Below are 769 nucleotides of genomic sequence, written 5' to 3'. Positions count from 1 at the left end.
GATCTCGCCGTGCCCGACCACACGACGCTGAGCCGGCGGGCAAGGACATGGCGATCGATGAACAGGCCAAATGGTCGTAGCATTGGACCAGTTCACATCCTCATCGACAGCACAGGGCTCGAAGTCTATGGCGCTGGCCAGTGGCTAGCGGAGAAGCACGGCGCTAAATCCCATCGGCGCTGGCGCAAATTGCACCTGGCGCTGGACGCCGACACTGGCGAAATCATCGCTCAAAATATGACCGATCAGAATGCGGGCGACGCCTCCCAGGTCGAACCGCTGCTTAATGAGATCGATCGACCGATTAGCCAGTTCACGGCCGACGGCGCCTATGATTGTGAACCGACCTATGATGCCGTCGGTCGGCATAGCGCCGATGCTGTCGTCGTCATTCCACCTCGATCAAACGCGATCGACAGCTCGCAAACGGGGATCGCCAGTCAGCGAGACCGACACATCGAAGCGATCAAGGCAGACGGTCGGATGAAATGGCAAGCAACGACCGGCTATGGCAAGCGCTCGCTGGTCGAGACCGCCATCGGCCGATACAAATCGATCATCGGACACCGATTACGGGCACGATCATTCGGTGCGCAACAGACCGAAGTCGCCATCGGCTGCGCCGCCCTCAATCGCATGCTGGCATGCGCTCACCGAATTCCGTCCGCTGCCAAGCAGCAAAGGTATAGCCTCTGCTTCAAAGACAGAAAGCCGCTCCCCTTGTGACCCATGCACCAACGCCGCACTCAGGACATGCCTGCAACTAACT

At 59.3% G+C, this 769-nt stretch carries 1 protein-coding gene; it reads left to right on the top strand.

Going from position 1 to position 769, the window contains the following annotated elements; translation table 11 throughout:
* On the top strand, window positions 1-726 hold a 726-nt coding region (locus AC1D35_RS36585), incomplete at its 5' end, for an IS5 family transposase (RefSeq protein WP_477942952.1).
* Window positions 727-769 lie beyond the last annotated feature (43 nt).

The organism is Rhizobium sp. P1_E6 (genome assembly GCF_056405875.1).
This window is presented reverse-complemented; position numbering and strand designations above follow the sequence as displayed.